Annotated in this window: 15 protein-coding genes; 1 reads left to right on the forward strand and 14 read right to left on the reverse strand. The window is 70.5% G+C overall.

The window, feature by feature from the left end; genetic code table 11:
• Positions 1–53: 53 nt before the first annotated feature.
• The 13 genes from metK to pyrR form a co-directional block, all read right to left on the reverse strand.
• A complete protein-coding gene (gene metK / locus ACFT9I_RS38950; protein ID WP_382572376.1) occupies positions 54–1,262 on the reverse strand; it encodes a methionine adenosyltransferase in 1,209 nt (402 codons plus the stop codon).
• Between the two features lie 258 nt (positions 1,263–1,520).
• The gene (coaBC, locus tag ACFT9I_RS38955; protein ID WP_382572378.1) at positions 1,521–2,771 is read right to left on the reverse strand and encodes a bifunctional phosphopantothenoylcysteine decarboxylase/phosphopantothenate--cysteine ligase CoaBC; all 1,251 of its coding nucleotides are present in this window, start codon (positions 2,769–2,771) and stop codon (positions 1,521–1,523) included.
• A 111-nt stretch (positions 2,772–2,882) separates the two neighbouring features.
• The gene (rpoZ, locus tag ACFT9I_RS38960; protein WP_023542989.1) at positions 2,883–3,155 is read right to left on the reverse strand and encodes a DNA-directed RNA polymerase subunit omega; all 273 of its coding nucleotides are present in this window, start codon (positions 3,153–3,155) and stop codon (positions 2,883–2,885) included.
• 80 nt (positions 3,156–3,235) lie between these two features.
• Entirely contained in the window at positions 3,236–3,799 is a 564-nt protein-coding gene (gene gmk, locus ACFT9I_RS38965) for a guanylate kinase (RefSeq protein ID WP_382572379.1), read from the reverse strand.
• A gap of 38 nt (positions 3,800–3,837) precedes the next feature.
• Complete coding sequence (locus tag ACFT9I_RS38970) at positions 3,838–4,161, reverse strand: integration host factor (protein ID WP_354607031.1); 324 nt, start codon at positions 4,159–4,161, stop codon at positions 3,838–3,840.
• Positions 4,162–4,384: 223 nt separating this feature from the next.
• Positions 4,385–5,275 carry an orotidine-5'-phosphate decarboxylase gene (gene pyrF / locus ACFT9I_RS38975; RefSeq protein ID WP_382572380.1) on the reverse strand — a complete coding sequence of 297 codons (891 nt, stop codon included), beginning with the start codon at positions 5,273–5,275 and terminating at the stop codon, positions 4,385–4,387.
• On the reverse strand, positions 5,272–6,381 hold the full coding sequence (locus ACFT9I_RS38980; RefSeq protein WP_382572382.1) for a quinone-dependent dihydroorotate dehydrogenase: 1,110 nt from the start codon (positions 6,379–6,381) through the stop codon (positions 5,272–5,274). The genes pyrF and ACFT9I_RS38980 overlap by 4 nt, the downstream gene beginning before the upstream one ends.
• A 15-nt stretch (positions 6,382–6,396) precedes the next feature.
• Positions 6,397–9,717 carry a carbamoyl-phosphate synthase large subunit gene (gene carB, locus ACFT9I_RS38985; protein WP_382572384.1) on the reverse strand — a complete coding sequence of 1,107 codons (3,321 nt, stop codon included), beginning with the start codon at positions 9,715–9,717 and terminating at the stop codon, positions 6,397–6,399.
• Positions 9,710–10,876, reverse strand: coding sequence for a glutamine-hydrolyzing carbamoyl-phosphate synthase small subunit (gene carA, locus ACFT9I_RS38990; RefSeq protein ID WP_382572385.1), 1,167 nt, complete (start codon positions 10,874–10,876; stop codon positions 9,710–9,712). The genes carB and carA overlap by 8 nt, the downstream gene beginning before the upstream one ends.
• Positions 10,873–11,502: a hypothetical protein gene (locus ACFT9I_RS38995; RefSeq protein ID WP_382572386.1), complete on the reverse strand. Its 630-nt coding sequence runs from the start codon at positions 11,500–11,502 to the stop codon at positions 10,873–10,875. The genes carA and ACFT9I_RS38995 overlap by 4 nt, the downstream gene beginning before the upstream one ends.
• A complete protein-coding gene (locus tag ACFT9I_RS39000; protein ID WP_382572387.1) occupies positions 11,499–12,785 on the reverse strand; it encodes a dihydroorotase in 1,287 nt (428 codons plus the stop codon). Before ACFT9I_RS39000 ends, ACFT9I_RS38995 begins: the two co-directional genes overlap by 4 nt.
• Before the next feature lie 2 nt (positions 12,786–12,787).
• Positions 12,788–13,810 carry an aspartate carbamoyltransferase catalytic subunit gene (locus ACFT9I_RS39005; RefSeq protein ID WP_382572388.1) on the reverse strand — a complete coding sequence of 341 codons (1,023 nt, stop codon included), beginning with the start codon at positions 13,808–13,810 and terminating at the stop codon, positions 12,788–12,790.
• A gap of 128 nt (positions 13,811–13,938) precedes the next feature.
• Complete coding sequence (pyrR, locus tag ACFT9I_RS39010; protein WP_382572389.1) at positions 13,939–14,514, reverse strand: bifunctional pyr operon transcriptional regulator/uracil phosphoribosyltransferase PyrR; 576 nt, start codon at positions 14,512–14,514, stop codon at positions 13,939–13,941.
• Positions 14,515–14,730: 216 nt separating this feature from the next.
• Between pyrR and bldD the strand changes: the two genes are divergently transcribed.
• The gene (gene bldD / locus ACFT9I_RS39015; RefSeq protein WP_023542978.1) at positions 14,731–15,231 is read left to right on the forward strand and encodes a transcriptional regulator BldD; all 501 of its coding nucleotides are present in this window, start codon (positions 14,731–14,733) and stop codon (positions 15,229–15,231) included.
• Positions 15,232–15,257: 26 nt separating this feature from the next.
• On the opposite strand, the gene ACFT9I_RS39020 is transcribed toward bldD, so the two are convergent.
• Positions 15,258–15,419, reverse strand: a complete 162-nt coding sequence (locus ACFT9I_RS39020; protein WP_382572391.1) for a hypothetical protein — start codon at positions 15,417–15,419, stop codon at positions 15,258–15,260.
• Positions 15,420–15,922 lie beyond the last annotated feature (503 nt).

The raw sequence follows: 15,922 nt of genomic DNA on the forward strand, positions 1-15,922 counted from the left end.
GGCCCGGACACCAGTGGTGTCCGGGCCCGCCCCGTCGATGTGCGTCGTACGCCTTACAGACCGGCCGCCGCGCGCAGCGCGTCCACGCGGTCCGTGCGCTCCCAGGTGAAGTCCGGCTCCTCGCGGCCGAAGTGGCCGTACGCCGCCGTCTGGGCGTAGATCGGGCGGAGCAGGTCCAGGTCGCGGATGATCGCGGCCGGGCGGAGGTCGAAGACCGTGGCGATGGCCTGTTCGATCTTCTCGACGTCGACCGAGGCCGTGCCGAAGGTCTCGATGAACAGGCCCACCGGCTCGGCCTTGCCGATCGCGTACGCGACCTGGACCTCGCAGCGCGAGGCGAGGCCGGCGGCCACCACGTTCTTCGCGACCCAGCGCATCGCGTAGGCCGCCGAGCGGTCCACCTTCGACGGGTCCTTGCCCGAGAAGGCGCCGCCGCCGTGGCGGGCCATGCCGCCGTAGGTGTCGATGATGATCTTGCGGCCGGTGAGGCCGGCGTCGCCCATGGGGCCGCCGATCTCGAAGCGGCCCGTGGGGTTGACCAGCAGGCGGTAGCCCTCGGTCTCCAGCTTGATGCCGTCCTCGAGGAGCTGCTTGATCACGTGCTCGACGACGAACTCGCGGATGTCGGGTGCCAGGAGCGAGTCCAGGTCGATGTCCGACGCGTGCTGCGAGGAGACGACGACCGTGTCGAGACGGACGGCCTTGTCGCCGTCGTACTCGATGGTGACCTGGGTCTTGCCGTCGGGGCGCAGGTACGGGATGGTCCCGTTCTTGCGGACCTCGGACAGCCGGCGCGAGAGCCGGTGCGCGAGGTGGATCGGGAGCGGCATCAGCTCGGGCGTCTCGTCGCAGGCGTAGCCGAACATCAGGCCCTGGTCGCCGGCGCCCTGCTTGTCGAGCTCGTCCTCCTCGCCTCCGACCCGCTTCTCGTAGGCGGTGTCGACGCCCTGGGCGATGTCGGGGGACTGCGCGCCGATGGACACCGAGACGCCGCAGGAGGCGCCGTCGAAGCCCTTCTTCGAGGAGTCGTAGCCGATTTCGAGCACCTTGTCGCGGACGAGCTTCGCGATGGGCGCGTAGGCCTTGGTGGTCACCTCGCCGGCCACATGCACCAGGCCGGTGGTGATCAGGGTCTCGACCGCCACCCGTGAGGTGGGGTCCTCCTTCAGGAGCGCGTCGAGAATGGTGTCGCTGATCTGGTCAGCGATCTTGTCAGGGTGACCTTCGGTCACAGACTCCGAAGTGAACAGACGGCGCGACACATCGCTCCCTGGGGTTGCAGCGGCTGCTGGCTAGATCCTTGGTGGAACGACCGGGGAGCTGCGCCCCGCGTCGTTCCTCGGCCAGTTTATCCGGCCGAGGGCGCAGAAGGTCCAGACGTCTCGGACTGTGGGAGTGGAGTTGAGGGTGTCACTCCGTCCTGCGATACGACGATCGTCCCCGATCCGGACCCGGAACACCTGGTTTGAGCCGTTTTTATCCACCCGGAGGAGCGAACGAAGAATTAACTTCCCGTTCGTCTACGCGGGGCCGAGCAGGGGTACGACGAGGTCCCAGACGGTGTCGGAAAGCGCCTCCTTGGGACCGTAAGGAACCGGTGTCTCGCCGCCGTCCGCGGCGAGGATCACCGCCTCGTTCTCCTCCGCGCCGAAGGTCTTGCGCTCCCCCACCTCGTTGACGACCAGCAGATCGCAGCCCTTGCGGCGGAGTTTCGCCCGGCCGTTGGCCAGCACGTCGTCCGTCTCGGCGGCGAATCCGACGATCACCTGCCCCGGCCTGGCCCGCTCCGCGCCGATCTCCGCGAGGATGTCCGGATTGCGGACCAGCACGATGGGCGCCGGCTCCTCGCCGTCCTTCTTCTTGATCTTGCCCGCGGCGTAGTCGGCGGGGCGGAAATCGGCCACGGCCGCGGCCATGACCACGGTGTCGGCGTCGGCGGCCGCCTTCAGGACGGCCTCGCGCAGTTGTACGGCGGTGCCGACGCGCACCACGTCGACGCCCGCCGGGTCGGGCAGCCCGGTGTTGGCCTCGATGAGGGTGACCCGGGCGCCGCGGGCCGCCGCCGTACGGGCCAGGGCGTACCCCTGCTTCCCGGAGGAGCGGTTGCCGAGGAAGCGCACGGGGTCGAGCGGCTCACGTGTGCCGCCGGCGGAGACGACGACGTGCCGGCCGGCCAGGTCGGGCGCGGTCACGCCGCGTGCCAGGATCCTCCGGCAGACCTCGAAGATCGCGTCGGGGTCGGGCAGCCGCCCCTTGCCGGTGTCGACTCCGGTCAGTCGGCCGACGGCGGGCTCGATGACGACGGCTCCGCGCTCGCGCAGGGTCGCGACGTTCGCCCGGGTGGCGGGGTGCTCCCACATCTCGGTGTGCATGGCCGGCGCGAAGACCACCGGGCAGCGCGCGGTGAGCAGCGTGTTGGTCAGCAGGTCGTCCGCCTGGCCGTGGGCGGCCTTGGCCAGCAGGTCGGCGGTGGCGGGGGCGACGACGACGAGATCGGCGGACTGGCCGATACGCACGTGGGGCACCTCGTGGACGTCCGACCAGACCTCCGTGGAGACAGGTTGGCCGGAAAGCGCCGCCCAGGTAGCGGCACCGACGAAGTGCAGGGAGGACGCGGTCGGTACGACCCGTACCTCATGACCCGACTCGGTGAGCCGGCGCAGCAGCTCGCACGCCTTGTACGCGGCGATCCCGCCGCTCACCCCCAGGACGACCTTGGGCCTGCCGCCCGCCGCCCGCCCCGACCGCTCCGCCTGGTCCGCCTGGTCCACCGTGTCTCCCCGCGTTCGGATGGATTCGTCTCCCCTATGACACACCACAGGCCCGGCAGTCGCGCTGCCGGGCCTGTGGTGAGAAAGAACTGTCGCCGTGATGTGTCGCCGTTACTGCGCCGGGCCGTCGATGGCCTCGGACGTCAGCAGACCCGCGTTGATCTCACGCAGGGCGATCGAGAGCGGCTTCTCGTGCACGTGCGTGTCCACCAGCGGACCGACGTACTCGAGCAGGCCCTCGCCGAGCTGCGAGTAGTACGCGTTGATCTGACGCGCGCGCTTGGCCGCGTAGATCACGAGGCTGTACTTCGAGTCCGTGGCCTCGAGCAGCTCGTCGATCGGCGGGTTGATGATGCCCTCGGGCGTGGAAATGGAAGAGGACACTCTCTTGCCTTCCGAAGATAAATCAGGGAAATACAGGAAATACCGGGTGCTACCGACGGCTGCGCGAAAGCAGACAGAGGTCAGGCAACTGCCATCAAGGCTAGCAGCTCGCGCGCCACGTCCTCGACGGAGGTGTTCACCAGGCAGATGTCGAACTCCGACTCGGCGGCCAGCTCCACCTTCGCGGCCGCCAGCCGGCGCTCGATCACCTCGGGCGACTCGGTGCCCCGGCCGGTCAGCCGGCGGACCAGCTCGTCCCAGCTCGGCGGTGCCAGGAAGACCAGTTGTGAGTCCGGCATCGAGTCCTTGACCTGCCGCGCGCCCTGGAGATCGATCTCCAGGAGCACGGGCTCGCCCGCCTCCAGGCGTTCGAGCACCGCGCGACGCGGCGTGCCGTAGCGGTTGCCCGCGAACTCCGCCCATTCCAGCAGCTCGCCGTTGGCGACCAGCTTGTCGAACTCCTCGTCGCCGACGAAGAAGTACTGGACGCCGTGGCGTTCGCCGGGACGCGGTTTTCTGGTGGTGGCCGACACCGAGAGCCATACCTCGGGGTGGACCTTGCGCATATGGGCGACGACCGTGCTCTTACCGACCCCCGAGGGGCCGGAGAGCACGGTCAGCCGCGGACGTGCCTCTGGTGCCATGCAGCGATTATCCAGGTTCCCGGGAGTGCCCGAGAACGTCAGGCGGCACCGCCGCCGAACTCGCGTTCGAGCGATGCGATCTGGTTGGAGCCGAGACCCCGCACACGCCGGCTCTCGGAGATGCCGAGCCGCTCCATGATCTGCTTGGCGCGGACCTTGCCCACGCCGGGCAGGGATTCAAGCAGGGCGGAGACCTTCATCTTCCCGATGACGTCGTTCTCCTGGCCCGTCTTGATGACGTCGTGGAGGGAAGCGCCGGAGTGCTTGAGTCGATTCTTGACCTCGGCCCGCTCCCGGCGAGCCGCGGCGGCCTTTTCGAGCGCGGCTGCGCGCTGTTCAGGGGTAAGGGGCGGAAGAGCCACGCCTACGTCACCTCGGATGTCGAACTGTCGGATACGGACCGGTGAGGAACTGGATCGCCCCACACCAGGGCGAGCAACGAGCGATGCTTCCGCGCGTTGGCTCTCGACGGAGACTAGCGTTGAAGACCGCTCTCGTCAGCGAGAACAGCCGAAAAGTCCTGGTCAGCATCGCTCGACCAGGACATTCCAGGCAAAACAACCCGCTTTTCTGCTCGAATCCGCGTCAGCGCACTCCGTCCGCGGCCTCGACCGCGCTCTCGACCGCCGTTCGGACCTCGTCGCTGAACCGTTCCGCCGCCGCACGCAGGGCGTAAACATCCGGACCGTGGCGGAGTACGCCGCGGCTCACGCTCGGCACCACGTTTCCGACAGCCGCGCCGAACAGCCCCGGAAGATCCGCGGGGGTGGCGCCCTGCGCCCCGATGCCGGGGGCGAGGAGCGGACCGTTGATCGCGAGATCGACCCCGGCCTCGCCGAGGGTCGCCCCGACGACGGCGCCGACCGAACCGAGCGGCGTCGCACCGGCGTTCTCCGCGGCCGCGTGGTCGAGCATCACCTGCGCGACCGACGAACCGCCCGCGGTGGTGGCCCGCTGGACCTCGGCGCCCTCCGGGTTGGAGGTGAGCGCGAGCACGAAGAGACCGGAGCCGCTGACGCGTGCCGCGTCCAGGGCGGGCCGCAGCGAGCCGAAGCCGAGGTACGGCGAGACCGTGACGGCGTCCGAGAAGAGCGGGCTGTCCTTGTCGAGGTACGTCTCGGCGTACGCGGCCATGGTGGAGCCGATGTCGCCGCGCTTGGCGTCCATCAGCACGAGCGCGCCGGCGGCCCGCGCCTCGGCGACCGCCTTCTCCAGGACGGCGACACCGCGCGAGCCGAACCGCTCGAAGAACGCCGACTGCGGCTTCAGTACGGCGACCCGGTCGGCCAGTGCGTCGACGACCGTCCGTGTGAAGGCCGTCAGGCCCGCGACGTCGTCGCTCAGGCCCCAGGCGTGCAGCAGCGAGCTGTGGGGGTCGATGCCCACACAGAGCTGCCCCCGGGTGTCCATGGCACGGCGCAGACGCGCCCCGAAGGGCTCGGGCTCGGAGGCGGTGGCGGAGGAGGCGGCGTTCACGCGTGCACCTTCCTGGTGTCGGCGCCGACGGCGTCGGCGAGGGTGGCGTGGTCGCTGGTGGCCAGCCGGGCGGCGAGCCCCTTGTGGATGCCGCGGCTCCAGAACGGGCCCTGGTAGATGAAGGCGCTGTAGCCCTGGACGAGCGTCGCGCCCGCCAGGATCCGCTGCCAGGCGTCCTCGGCGTTCTCGATGCCTCCCACGCCGACCAGGGTGATCCGGTCGCCCACACGCTCGTACAGGCGCCTGAGGACCGCCAGCGAGCGCGCCTTGAGGGGCGCCCCGGACAGTCCGCCGGCCTCGGCGAGCAGGGACGGGGCCGTCTTCAGGCCGAGGCCGTGCCGCGCGACGGTGGTGTTGGTGGCGATGATGCCGTCCAGGCCCAGCTCGACGGCCAGGTCGGCGACGGCGTCGATGTCCTCGTCGGCGAGGTCGGGCGCGATCTTGACCAGCAGCGGGACCCGCCGCTCCGTGACGACACGGTCGGCGGCCTCGCGTACGGCCGTCAGGAGCGGGCGCAGCTGGTCGACGGCCTGGAGGTCGCGCAGGCCGGGGGTGTTGGGGGACGAGACGTTCACCACGAGGTAGTCGGCGTGGGCGGCCAGGCGCTCGGTCGACGTCACGTAGTCGCCGATCGCCCCGTCGTCCGCGACGGCCTTGGTCTTGCCGATGTTGACGCCGACCGTCGTACGGAAGATCGCCCGCCGGGTGGCGAGGCGCAGGGCGACCGTGGCCGATCCGTCGTTGTTGAAGCCCATGCGGTTGATCAGCGCCCGGTCGGCGGGCAGCCGGAACAGCCGCTGCCGGGGGTTGCCCGGCTGCGGCCGGCCGGTGACCGTGCCGATCTCGACGTGGTCGAAGCCGAGCATGGTCATGGCGTCGACGGCGACGGCGTTCTTGTCGAAGCCGGCGGCGAGGCCGAAGGGGCCGTGCATCCGCAGCCCGAAGGCCTCGGTGCGCAGCTCCTTGTAACGAGGCGCGAGCGCCGCGGCGACGAAGGTGCGCAGCACCGGGACGCGGACGACGAACCGGATCCAGCGGAAGGCCAGCTGGTGGGCCTGCTCCGGGTCCATCCGTCGGAAGAAGAGCCGGAAGAAGAGTCGGTACATGAGAGCAGGCTCCTCCTAGTCCTCGCGGGCGGCGATGAGGTGCTGGGCGTGTTCCTGGAGTGAACGGACGCCGACGTCGCCGTGGTTGAGGGCGTCGATGCCCTGGACTGCGGCGGCGAGCGCCTGCACCGTCGTCAGGCAGGGGACGCCGCGCGCCACGGCGGCCGTACGGATCTCGTAGCCGTCGAGCCGGCCGCCGGTGCCGTACGGGGTGTTGACGATGAGGTCGACCTCGCCGTCGTGGATGAGCTGGACGATGGTCTTCTCGCCGTTCGGTCCGGTGCCCTCGAACTGCTTGCGCACGATTCGGGCGTTGATGCCGTTGCGCCGCAGGACCTCGGCGGTGCCGGAGGTGGCGAGCAGTTCGAAGCCGTGCGCGACGAGTTCACGCGCGGGGAAGATCATCGAGCGCTTGTCGCGGTTGGCGACGGAGATGAAGGCGCGGCCCTTCGTAGGAAGCGGACCGTACGCCCCTGCCTGCGACTTGGCGTACGCCGTGCCGAAGACGGAGTCGATGCCCATGACCTCGCCGGTGGACCGCATCTCCGGGCCGAGGACGGTGTCGACGCCGCGTCCGTGGATGTCGCGGAAGCGCGACCACGGCATGACGGCCTCCTTGACGGAGATCGGCGCGTCCATGGGCAGGGTGCCGCCGTCGCCGTTGGCGGGCAGCAGGCCCTCTGTACGGAGGGCGGCGATCGTGGCGCCCAGGGAGATCCGGGCGGCGGCCTTGGCCAGCGGTACGGCGGTGGCCTTGGAGGTGAAGGGCACGGTGCGCGAGGCGCGCGGGTTGGCCTCCAGGACGTAGAGGATGTCCCCGGCCAGCGCGAACTGGATGTTGATCAGGCCGCGGACGCCGACTCCGCGCGCGATGGCCTCGGTGGAGGCGCGCAGCCGCTTGATGTCGAAGCCGCCGAGGGTGATCGGGGGCAGGGCGCACGCCGAGTCGCCGGAGTGGATGCCGGCCTCCTCGATGTGCTCCATGACGCCGCCGAGGTACAGCTCCGTGCCGTCGTAGAGCGCGTCGACGTCGATCTCGATGGCGTCGTCGAGGAAGCGGTCCACCAGGACGGGCCGGGTGGGGCTGATCTCGGTGGACTCGGCGATGTACGAGGAGAGGCGGGTCTCGTCGTACACGATCTCCATGCCGCGCCCGCCGAGCACGTAGGAGGGGCGGACCAGTACGGGATAGCCGATCTCGTCGGCGATGGCCTTGGCCTCGTCGAAGGTGGTGGCCGTGCCGTGCTTGGGCGCGGGCAGGCCGGCCTCGGCGAGGACGCGGCCGAAGGCGCCGCGGTCCTCGGCGGCGTGGATGGCCTCCGGGGGTGTGCCGACGACCGGGACGCCGTTGTCCTTGAGCGCCTGGGCGAGACCGAGCGGTGTCTGGCCGCCGAGCTGGACGATGACGCCCGCGACGGGCCCGGCCAGGGTCTCCGCGTGGACGATCTCCAGGACGTCCTCCAGGGTGAGCGGCTCGAAGTAGAGCCGGTCGGAGGTGTCGTAGTCGGTGGAGACGGTCTCCGGGTTGCAGTTGACCATCACGGTCTCGTACCCGGCGTCGCTGAGCGCGAAGGAGGCGTGCACGCAGGAGTAGTCGAACTCGATGCCCTGGCCGATGCGGTTGGGGCCGGAGCCGAGGATGATCACTGCGGGCTTCTCGCGCGGCGCGACCTCGCTCTCCTCGTCGTAGGAGGAGTAGAAGTACGGGGTCTTGGCGGCGAATTCGGCGGCGCAGGTGTCGACCGTCTTGTAGACGGGACGCACACCCAGCGCGTGCCGTACCTCGCGTACGACGTCCTCGCGCAGCCCCCGGATCTCGGCGATCTGGGCGTCGGAGAAGCCGTGGCGCTTGGCCTCGGCGAGGAGCTGGGGGTCGAGCCGGTCGGCGGCGGCCAGCTCGTCCGCGTACTCCTTGATGAGGAAGAGCTGGTCGACGAACCACGGGTCGATCTTCGTCGCGTCGAAGATCTCCTCCTGGGTGGCTCCGGCGCGGATCGCCTGCATGACGGTGTTGATCCGGCCGTCGGTGGGGACCTTCGCCAGCTCCAGCAGCTCGGCCTTGGTACCGAGGTCACCCGGATCGCCGGTGAAGGCGAACTGGCTGCCCTTCTTCTCCAGCGAGCGCAGCGCCTTCTGCAGCGCCTCGGTGAAGTTACGGCCGATGGCCATGGCCTCGCCCACCGACTTCATGGTGGTGGTGAGGGTGGCGTCGGCGGCGGGGAACTTCTCGAAGGCGAAGCGCGGGACCTTCACCACGACGTAGTCGAGGGTCGGTTCGAAGGACGCCGGGGTCTTCTCGGTGATGTCGTTGGGGATCTCGTCCAGCGTGTAGCCGACGGCGAGGCGTGCGGCGATCTTGGCGATCGGGAAGCCGGTGGCCTTGGAGGCGAGCGCGGAGGAGCGCGAGACGCGAGGGTTCATCTCGATGACGATGATCCGGCCGTCGACCGGGTCGACGGCGAACTGGATGTTGCAGCCGCCGGTGTCGACGCCGACCTCGCGGATGATCGCGATGCCGATGTCGCGCAGCCGCTGGTACTCGCGGTCGGTGAGGGTCATCGCGGGCGCGACGGTGATGGAGTCGCCGGTGTGGACGCCCATCGGGTCGAAGTTCTCGATGGAGCAGACGACCACGACGTTGTCGTTCCGGTCGCGCATCAGCTCCAGTTCGTACTCCTTCCAGCCGAGGATGGACTCCTCCAGGAGAACCTCGGTGGTCGGCGAGAGCATCAGGCCCTGTCCGGCGATCCGGCGCAGCTCGTCCTCGTCGTGGGCGAAGCCGGAGCCGGCGCCGCCCATGGTGAAGGAGGGGCGTACGACGACGGGGTAGCCGCCCAGTTCCTCGACGCCGGCCAGGATGTCGTCCATCGAGTGGCAGATGACGGAGCGGGCGGACTCGCCGTGGCCGATCTTGGCGCGGACGGCCTCGACGACGCCCTTGAAGAGGTCGCGGTCCTCGCCCTTGTTGATGGCTTCGACGTTGGCGCCGATCAGCTCGACGCCGTACTTCTCCAGGACGCCGTTCTCGTGCATGGAGATCGCGGTGTTGAGCGCGGTCTGGCCGCCGAGGGTGGGGAGCAGCGCGTCGGGGCGCTCCTTGGCGATGATCTTCTCGACGAACTCGGGCGTGATCGGCTCGACGTACGTGGCGTCGGCGATCTCCGGGTCGGTCATGATCGTGGCCGGGTTGGAGTTGACGAGGATGACGCGCAGGCCTTCGGCCTTGAGGACGCGGCAGGCCTGGGTGCCCGAGTAGTCGAACTCGGCCGCCTGGCCGATGACGATCGGACCCGAGCCGATGACCAGGACGGACCGGATATCGGAGCGCTTAGGCACGCTGGCCCTCCATCAGGACTGTGTTCATCAGGGACGTGAAGCGGTCGAAGAGGTACGCGGCGTCGTGCGGGCCGGCGGCCGCCTCGGGGTGGTACTGGACGCTGAAGACCGGCCGGTCGAGCAGCCTGAGCCCCTCGACCACGTTGTCGTTGAGACAGACGTGGGAGACCTCGGCGCGGCCGTAGGGGGTGTCGGAGATCTGGTCGAGCGGGGCGTCGACGGCGAATCCGTGGTTGTGCGCGGTGACTTCGACCTTGCCGGTGGAACGATCCTGCACCGGTTGGTTGATACCGCGGTGTCCGTACTTGAGCTTGTACGTCCCGAACCCCAGCGCGCGGCCGAGGAGTTGGTTGCCGAAGCAGATGCCGAACAGCGGTGTGCCGCGCTCCAGCACGCCCTTGACCACCGTGAGGTCGGCGGTGGCGGGGTCGCCGGGGCCGTTGGAGAGGAACACGCCGTCGGGCGCGACCGCGTACACGTCGTCGACGGTGGCGGTGGCGGGCAGGACGTGCACCTCGATGCCGCGCTCGGCCATCCGCTGCGGGGTCATGCCCTTGATGCCGAGGTCGATGGCGGCGACGGTGAACCGCTTGGTGCCGACGGCCGGGACGACGTACGTCTCGGTGGTGGCGACCTCCGCGGAGAGGTTGGCGCCCTTCATCTGGGGCGCTTCCCGCACCCGCGCGGTGAGCGTCGCGTCGTCGGTGAGGAGGCCGCCGGCGAGGGCGTCGCCGGAGAAGATGCCGACGCGCATCGCGCCGCGCTCGCGCAGATGGCGGGTGAGCGCGCGGGTGTCGATGCCGCTGATGCCGACGACGCCCTGGCGCAGGAGTTCCTCGTCCAGGGAGCGCCGGGAGCGCCAGTTGGACGGGACGCGGGCGGGGTCGCGTACGACATAGCCGGCGACCCAGATCCGGCCGGACTCGTCGTCCTCGTCGTTGACGCCGGTGTTGCCGATGTGCGGGGCGGTCATGACGACGACCTGGCGGTGGTACGAGGGGTCGGTGAGGGTTTCCTGGTAGCCGGTCATGCCGGTGGAGAACACCGCCTCGCCGAAGGTCTCCCCCACGGCCCCGTAGGCACGGCCGCGGAAGCTCCGGCCGTCCTCCAGGACGAGTACGGCGGGAGCTTTGGCGGCTCCCCGGGTGGAGAGGGTCATCGTGCGGTGCCTTCCGTCGTGAATGGTGCGTTGTCGGTGGTGGCCGGCGCGGGTGCGCCGTCGGCCGTCGTGGTCCGGTTCATGCGGTTGACGGCTTCGACCCAGGCGGTGTGCTCCGCCGCGCGGTCGGAGCGGAAGCCGGAGTCGAGCAGCCGGTCGCCGTGCTGCCAGGTGAGGATCAGCAGTCCGCCCTCGGTGAGGACCTTGCCCGCGATGCCCTTGTCGAGCCGGGCGGCGCGCAGTTGACCCGCCGGGACGAAGAAGTCGGTGGCTCCGGGCCGTACGACGTCCACGCCCGCGTCGGTGAGCGTCAGCTCCACCCGGCTGCGGACGCCGAGGCCGTGGGCGACGATCCGGTCCAGCCACTGACCGGCGGTCGTGGAGCCGTGGTAGCGGCCGCTGAGCCGCAGTGTCACGTCTCCGTCGGCGACCGGCGCCTCGGGTGCCTGGGGCAGCTCCGGGAGATCGGACTGGAGGCTTCCGCGCCACTTCCAGCCCTGGCGCATCAGCCAGTACACGAACGCGATGAAGAGGAGCAGGCCCACCACCCAGCCGATACGGGCGGCCCAGTCGGTCACATCCGCCGACTTCTGCTCGGCGGCCAGATTGATCAGTACAGCACTCACGCCAGATTCCCGTCGACGACCGTGGCACGGCCCCGCAGGAAGGTGTGGGTGACGCGCCCCGGCAGCTCACGGCCCTGGTAGGGGGTGTTACGGCTGCGGGAGGCGAAGCCCGCGGGGTCCACCACTCCACGGTAAGCGGGATCGACGAGCGTGAGGTTGGCGGGCTCACCTGCCGAGACGGGACGGCCGTGACCGGCGAGCCGGCCGATCTGCGCGGGCCGTACCGACATCCGGTCGGCGACGCCCGCCCAGTCGATGAGGCCGGTGTCGACCATCGTCTGCTGGACGACGGACAGCGCGGTCTCCAGACCGACCATGCCCATGGCCGCCGCGGCCCACTCGCAGTCCTTGTCCTCGTGCGGGTGCGGGGCGTGGTCGGTGGCGACGCAGTCGATGGTGCCGTCCGCCAGGGCCTCGCGCAGCGCGAGGACGTCGGCCTCGGTGCGCAGCGGCGGGTTCACCTTGTAGACGGGGTTGTAGGACCGTACGAGCTCGTCCGTCAGCAGCAGGTGGTGCGGCGTGACCTCGGCGGTGACGTTCCAGCCCTTGGACTTGGCCCAGCGGACGATCTCGACCGAACCGGCCGTGGAGAGATGGCAGATGTGGACGCGGGAGCCGACGTGGGCGGCCAGCAGGACGTCGCGGGCGATGATCGACTCCTCGGCGACGGCGGGCCAACCGCCGAGTCCCAGCTCCGAGGAGACGATGCCCTCGTTCATCTGGGCGCCCTCGGTGAGCCGGGGCTCCTGGGCGTGCTGGGCGATGACGCCGTCGAAGGCCTTCACGTACTCCAGGGCCCGGCGCATGATCACCGCGTCGTCCACACACTTGCCGTCGTCGGAGAAGACCCGCACGCCGGCGGCCGAGTCGTGCATGGCGCCGAGTTCGGCGAGCTGCTTGCCCTCCAGGCCGACGGTGACGGCGCCGACGGGCTGCACGTCGCAGTAGCCGGACTCGCGGCCGAGCCGCCAGACCTGCTCGACGACGCCGGCGGTGTCGGCGACGGGGAAGGTGTTGGCCATGGCGTGCACGGCCGTGAAGCCGCCGACCGCCGCCGCCCTGGTGCCGGTGAGAACGGTCTCGGAGTCCTCGCGGCCGGGCTCGCGCAGGTGCGTGTGCAGGTCGACCAGGCCGGGCAGCAGGATCTGCCCCCCGGCCTCCACGACGGTGGCGTCGCCGGCGTCGATGCTCGCGTCGACCCGCTCGATGACCGTGCCGTCGATGAGGACGTCGCGCGCTTCGCCGCCGAGCACCTTGGCGCCACGGATCAGGATCTTGCTCATGGTTACTTGCTCTCCTCGGTGGCGGACGACGCGCGGGAATGGGTGACGGCGGGCTCGTTGCCGCCAAGAAGCAGATACAGGACGGCCATCCGGGTCGAGACGCCGTTGGCGACCTGCTCGACGGCCGTGCAGCGGTCGGAGTCGGCGACCTCGGCGGTGATCTCCATGCCCCGGTTCATCGGGCCGGGGTGCATGACGATCGAGTTGTCGGGCATCCGGGCCATCCGCTCGCCGTCGAGCCCGTAGCGCCGTGAGTACTCGCGCTCGGTCGGGAAGAAGGCGGCGTTCATCCGCTCGCGCTGGACCCGGAGCATCATCACGGCGTCGGACTTGGGCAGCACCTGGTCCAGGTCGTAACTCACCTCGCACGGCCACTTCTCGACGCCGATCGGCACCAGGGTCGGCGGGGCGACGAGGGTGACCTGCGCGCCGAGGGTGTGCAGCAGCAGGACGTTGGAGCGGGCGACGCGGCTGTGCAGGATGTCGCCGACGATCGTGATGCGGCGGCCTTCCAGGTCCCGGCCGATCCCCGCGTCGGCGCCGACCAGCCTGCGTCGCATCGTGAAGGCGTCGAGCAGCGCCTGGGTGGGGTGTTCGTGGGTGCCGTCGCCCGCGTTGATGACGGCGCCGTCGATCCAGCCGGAGTTGGCGAGCCGGTACGGGGCGCCCGAGGAGCCGTGCCGGATGACGACGGCGTCGGCGCCCATCGCCTCCAGCGTCAGCGCGGTGTCCTTGAGCGACTCTCCTTTGGAGACCGACGAGCCCTTGGCCGAGAAGTTGATGACATCGGCGGACAGGCGTTTGGCGGCCGCCTCGAAGGAGATCCGCGTGCGGGTCGAGTCCTCGAAGAAGAGGTTGACGACCGTACGGCCGCGCAGCGTCGGCAGCTTCTTGATGGGCCGGTCGGCGACCCGGGCCATCTCCTCGGCGGTGTCGAGGATCAGGACGGCGTCGTCGCGGGTGAGGTCGGCGGCGGAGATGAGATGGCCGGGGGTACGGGGGCTTGCCCCTGTGAGGCGCAGCATCGGGTGTGCTCCGTTGTGTGGAGGTGGCTCTGGGTTCCGGGGTGTCCCCCGGCGGGCACGGCGGCGTCGGGGCGCGACGACGCGCGGGCGGGGCCGCGTACGGGCCTGCGGCGTACGGAGGGGCCGCGCTACTGCTCGCCGGCCGGGTCGGGCTTCCGCAGGCCGAGCAGCACGGTGTCGCGGCCGTCCTCCTCGGCGAGCTGGACCTTGACCGTCTCGCGCAGCGACGTGGGGAGGTTCTTGCCCACGTAGTCGGCGCGGATGGGGAGTTCGCGGTGGCCCCGGTCGACAAGGACGGCGAGCTGGACCGCGCGTGGCCGGCCGATGTCGCCCAGCGCGTCGAGGGCGGCGCGGATCGTGCGGCCGGAGAAGAGCACGTCGTCCACGAGGACGACGAGCTGTCCGTCGACGCCGTCGGCCGGGATGTCGGTGCGGGCCAGCGCGCGGGCGGGCCGCATGCGCAGATCGTCGCGGTACATCGTGATGTCGAGGGAGCCGACCGGGATCTTGCCGCCGGTGATCTCTTCGAGCTTGTCGGCCAGCCGCCGGGCCAGGAAGACGCCACGGGTGGGAATGCCGAGCAGAACCACGTCGTCGGCACCCTTGGCGCGTTCGACGATCTCGTGGGCGATACGGGTCAGTGCCCGCGCGATGTCGGGTGCCTCGAGCACGGGGCGGGCGACATCAGAGCTGTGCGTGTCCATAAGAAACGGACCTCCTTCTCCGCCTCACGGGACGGACGTTAAAGGACGTCGGATTTGCGCCGTCGACATTACCAGGTCCGGAGGCCTTTTCCGGACTTGTGGAGGGGCGGGTCCGGACCATTCGGCTTGACGCATCCAAGTCACGCTGCGTAACCTCACAGTGAGTTACCAGCCACGCGGCGGAGCCGCAGATTGTCCCAGCGTCCGGGGAGCCTTATGTCCAGCGAATACGCAAAGCAGCTCGGGGCCAAGCTCCGCGCCATCCGCACCCAGCAGGGCCTCTCCCTCCACGGCGTGGAGGAGAAGTCCCAGGGCCGTTGGAAGGCCGTGGTGGTGGGGTCGTACGAGCGCGGCGACCGCGCGGTGACCGTGCAGCGCCTCGCCGAGCTGGCCGATTTCTACGGTGTGCCGGTGCAGGAGCTGCTGCCGGGCACGACGCCGGGCGGGGCCGCCGAGCCGCCGCCGAAGCTCGTCCTGGACCTGGAGCGTCTCGCCCATGTCCCGCAGGAGAAGGCCGGCCCGCTCCAGCGTTACGCGGCGACCATCCAGAGCCAGCGCGGCGACTACAACGGCAAGGTGCTGTCGATCCGCCAGGACGACCTGCGCACCCTCGCGGTGATCTACGACCAGTCGCCCTCGGTCCTCACCGAGCAGCTGATCAGCTGGGGCGTGCTGGACGCGGACGCGCGCCGCGCCGTGGCCCACGACGAGGGCTGACACCGCGGCACAGACCAGCAGAAACGTCACATCCGGAGGGGCGGCCCGCAGTCGGCGGGCCGCCCCTGCGGCGTGTCCGGGGCGGGGCGGGCCAGGAGCCGTACGGCGTCGATGCGACCGATGCCCTCGGCAAGGGCCGTGGTCGCCCGGTGCACGCCCGTGGCGGGCGTCGCGCGGCGGTGGGGCATCGATCCGCTCCGGGACCGCCCAGGCGGCCCTGTGGAGCCCTTGGCCGAGAGAGATGTCACTCCGCGCGCCGAAAGGTCGAACGCGGGTACGGGACGAGCGGCGCGGCGCCCCGGGGCCGAGCGTCACCCGGATGGCCCAGTCGCCGGAGGCCGAGCTGCCGGCCGCCGATACAGGCGTCCACGTGGCAGCCGGGCGGAAGCCGCCACCGGGTCGATGGCGCGGTGCGCGTACGAGGGCTGAGACGAGGGCGCGGAGACGACCGCCGGAGCCGTACACGTACACCTTGGTCCGCCACCGGCGCGACGCGCCAACAGAGCTTCCGCGCCGCGGCTTTCGGGCTCGGGCCGGTGTGCGACCCTCACCGCCGCTCCAAGGGCGGTGCCGACACGCGGGCTTGGGCGTCACGTACCGCCGACTCCTCGCGCGGCCGCACCAGTTCGGCCCCGGGCGGCGGCGCCGAGCCCGAGGACGGGCCTACTCGAAGCGTCGGGCGGGCCGCGTG

It is taken from the genome of Streptomyces sp. NPDC057137 (assembly GCF_042670825.1).
Lineage (GTDB): Bacteria > Actinomycetota > Actinomycetes > Streptomycetales > Streptomycetaceae > Streptomyces.

Coding starts and splice junctions, on each gene's coding strand:
- gmk (WP_382572379.1), bottom strand. CDS start 3,799: ATGGCACCAGAGGCACGTCCGCGGCTGACCGTGCTCTCCGGCCCCTCG.
- ACFT9I_RS38980 (WP_382572382.1), bottom strand. CDS start 6,381: ATGTACCGACTCTTCTTCCGGCTCTTCTTCCGACGGATGGACCCGGAG.
- carA (WP_382572385.1), bottom strand. CDS start 10,876: ATGACCCTCTCCACCCGGGGAGCCGCCAAAGCTCCCGCCGTACTCGTC.
- ACFT9I_RS39000 (WP_382572387.1), bottom strand. CDS start 12,785: ATGAGCAAGATCCTGATCCGTGGCGCCAAGGTGCTCGGCGGCGAAGCG.
- ACFT9I_RS39005 (WP_382572388.1), bottom strand. CDS start 13,810: ATGCTGCGCCTCACAGGGGCAAGCCCCCGTACCCCCGGCCATCTCATC.
- pyrR (WP_382572389.1), bottom strand. CDS start 14,514: ATGGACACGCACAGCTCTGATGTCGCCCGCCCCGTGCTCGAGGCACCC.
- bldD (WP_023542978.1), top strand. CDS start 14,731: ATGTCCAGCGAATACGCAAAGCAGCTCGGGGCCAAGCTCCGCGCCATC.
- ACFT9I_RS39020 (WP_382572391.1), bottom strand. CDS start 15,419: ATGCCCCACCGCCGCGCGACGCCCGCCACGGGCGTGCACCGGGCGACC.